The 3,330-nt window shown below is 76.5% G+C and carries 2 protein-coding genes; one reads left to right on the top strand and one right to left on the bottom strand.

What is annotated here, in order from left to right; all coding sequences use genetic code 11:
- The coding region (locus AC5LUJ_RS22835; protein ID WP_493465727.1) for an SDR family NAD(P)-dependent oxidoreductase at positions 1-2,632 on the top strand (2,632 nt) is incomplete at its 5' end.
- A gap of 36 nt (positions 2,633-2,668) precedes the next feature.
- Here the strand turns inward: AC5LUJ_RS22835 and AC5LUJ_RS22830 are convergent.
- Positions 2,669-3,330: RNA-guided endonuclease InsQ/TnpB family protein (locus AC5LUJ_RS22830; RefSeq protein WP_493465726.1), on the bottom strand; the 662-nt coding region annotated here is incomplete at its 5' end.

Raw genomic sequence — 3,330 nt, 5'->3', positions numbered from 1 at the left:
CCGCGCCACCGTCCACTACCAGCACGCCACCGAAACCCTCCACCACCACGGCACCACCACCTACCTCGAACTCGGCCCCGACCCCGTCCTGACCGCCCTCACCCACGAAACCCTCAGCGACGACAGCAGCCGGCCCGCCCCCGTCGCGGTCTCCCTGCTGCGCCGCAACGAACCGGAGGCGGTCACGGTCGCCACCGCGGTGAGCGCCGCCCACGCCCACGGCGTCCGCCTGGACTGGCCCGCCGTGTTCGCCGGCCTCGGCGCGCGCACCGTCGACCTGCCGACCTACGCGTTCCAGCGCACCCGGCACTGGCTGGAGGCGACACCGGCCGCGGCCAGCGCCGCCGCCGCCGGCGCCGCGACGGCCGGGCAGCCGGCCGGCGGCCCGGTGGGCGGCGTCGGGGACTCCTCCTTCTGGACGGCGGTGCGCCGCGGCGTCCTCGACGAGCTCGCCGACACACTCGGGCTCGCCGGTGAACGGGAGCGCGCCGCGCTGGGCGAGGTGCTGCCCGCCCTCGTGTCCTGGTGGGAGCGGCAGCAGATCACCGACGCGGTGGACGCCGTGCGCTACCGGGTGGTGTGGCGGCCGGTCCACGACCTGCCCGCCGGGCCACCGCGCGGGCGCTGGCTGCTGGTGGTGCCGGCCGACCGCCGTGACGCCCCGCTGGTCACCGCGCTCACCCGCGCGCTGCCGGACACCGTGGTGCTGGCCGTCGACCGGCGGCACAGCACCCGGGAGGGGCTCGCCGCCGAGCTGACCGCCGCCGCGGCGGCGGGGCCGGTGGACGGCGTGCTGTCGCTGCTGGGGCTCGGGGACGACACGGCCGAGACGTCCGACCTGCCCGCCGGGTTCGCCGCGACCGTGGCGCTGGTCCAGGCCGTCGAGGACGCCGGGACCGCCGCGCCGCTGTGGCTGGCGACCCACGGGGCGGTGGCCACCGTCGCCGGCGAGGCTGTCACCGCCCCGGCCGGCGCGCTGGTCTGGGGCCTGCACCCGATCGTCGGCGTGGAGAACCCGCGGCGTGCGGGCGGCGTGGTCGACCTGCCGGAGTCCGTCGACGAGCGGGTGGTCCGCCAGCTCGTCGGCGTCCTGGCCGGTGGGCACGGCGCCGGCGGGCACGGTGCCGGCGGGCACGGCGAGGTCGAGCTGGCCGTGCGCCCGTCCGGGGTGCTGGCCCGCCGGCTGGTGCCCGCGCCCGCCGGTGGCACGACGACCACCGCCGCCATCACGGGCGGGGCCGCTGCCGCCACCGGGCAGGCCATCGGCGCCAACGGCAACCAGGCCACCGCCACCGCCACCGGCACCGGCACCGGCAACAGCAACAGCAACAACGGGGACGGTGCCCCGGCCGGCTGGCGGCCGGGGCCCGGGACGGTGCTGGTCACCGGCGGTAGCGGCGCGCTGGCCGGGCACGTCGCGCGCTGGCTCGCCGGGCGCGGCGCCGAGCACCTGCTGCTGGTCAGCCGCCGTGGCGACGGCTGGCCGGGGGCCGGCGAGCTGGCCGCGGAGCTGGCCGGCAACGGCACCGCGGTGACCTACGCCGCCGCCGACGTCGCCGACCGTGACCAGCTGGCCGCGGTGCTGGCCGCGATCCCGCCGGGGCAGCCCCTGACCGCGGTGGTGCACACCGCGGCGGTGCTGGACGACGCGCTGCTGACCAGTCTGACCCCCGAGCGGATCGAACGGGTGCTGCGGGTCAAGGCCGGCGGCGCCCGCCACCTGGACGAGCTGACCAGGGACGCGGACCTGACCGCGTTCGTGCTGTTCTCCTCGATCGCCGGCACGGTCGGGCTCGCCGGCCAGGGCAACTACGCCCCGGGCAACGCCTACCTCGACGCCCTCGCCGAGCGGCGCCGGGCCGCAGGCCGGCCCGCGACCTCGGTCGCCTGGGGGCTGTGGAGCGGCGCCGGCATCGCCAGCGCGGACGTCGCCGCGCACGCCGGCCACCAGGGCTTCGCGCCGATCACCCCGGACGTCGCCCTGGCAGCCCTGGGGCAGGCGCTCGAGCGGGGCGATACCCGCCTGGTCGTCACCGAGGCCGACTGGGCGGCGGTGGCCGCCGCCCGCCCGCATCCCCTGCTGCGTGAGCTGCCCGGCGTCGCGACCGCCACGGCCGCTGCGGCCGGGACGACGGCGCAGGCGGCGGCGGAGGGCGCGGACGACGGCCCGGCCACGCTGGTGCGCCGGCTCGCCGAGGCCTCCGAGCGCCAGGCCCGGCGGATCGTCCTCGAGCTGGTGCGCACGGAGGTGGCCGTGGTGCAGAAGCACGCCTCGGCCGACCGGGTCGACGTCACCCGGCACTTCCGTGAGCAGGGCTTCGACTCGCTCGCGGCCGTCGAGCTGCGCAACCGGCTGACGGCCCGCACCGGGCTCGCCCTGCCCGCGACGCTGGTCTTCGACCATCCGTCCCCGGTGGAGCTGGCCGAGCATCTCCGCGACGCCCTCGTCCCGGCCGCGGGCAGCGGAGAAGCGTCCGACAGCGCTCCCGGACAGGAACAGGAAAACGGTCTGGACGCCCCGGACGGCTCCATCACCCATCCGCAGGCCGGCACGCGCACGACGGAGGAACTGCTGTCGGCGTCCGACGACGAACTGATCGCCTTTATAGGCAACGAGCTCGGGATCTCTTGACGTCCTCCCCCGCGTGAACGCGGGGGATTCCAACTCCTACACACCCGCCAGGGAAGGGGGTGCGGTTCGTTGAGGTTCACGGTTCACCGGCACGGCCAACGCCCTGCCTCCCTGCGGGGTCACGGCCCGTCCGGCCGCGATATTCCTTGCAGCGTTGATGTCGGCGTTGCTCTCATGCCCGCAGGCGACGCACACGAACCGAGATTGGCTCTCTCTCGACTCGGCGGCCACATGCCCGCAGGACGAGCAACGCCGACTGGTATAGGCCGCCGGGATCCTCTCCACCCGGCCGGGGGCTTTCTGTTCCAGCCGTCGGACCAGCAGACCCCAGCCGCCCGCGAGGATGCCCCGGTTCAGGCCGGCTTTCGCCCGGACGTTCGTCCCGGGCGCATCCACCGTGCCCCGCGCCGACCGGGTCATCTGCCGGATCTTCAAATCCTCCACCCGGATCACCTCGAACCGGCGGGCGAGATCGGTCGAGGTTTTCTCGACCCAGTCCTTCCGCCGGTCGCTCTCCCGGGCCCGGAGCCGGGCGATCCGGGCCTTGAGCCGGCCGCGGCGGTGCGAGCCGCGTTTCGCCCGGGCGAGCCGGCGCTGCAGCCGGAACAGCCGTGCGGCCTCCTCGCGTCGCAGCCCCGGGCAGCGCAGCAGCTCCCCGGTCGACAAGGCCGCGGACACGACCACCCCCCGGTCCACCC

Source organism: Protofrankia sp. CiP1_Cm_nod3 (genome assembly GCF_982290655.1).
Note: the sequence above shows the minus strand (reverse complement) of the source record. Positions and strands in the feature narration are given on the sequence as shown.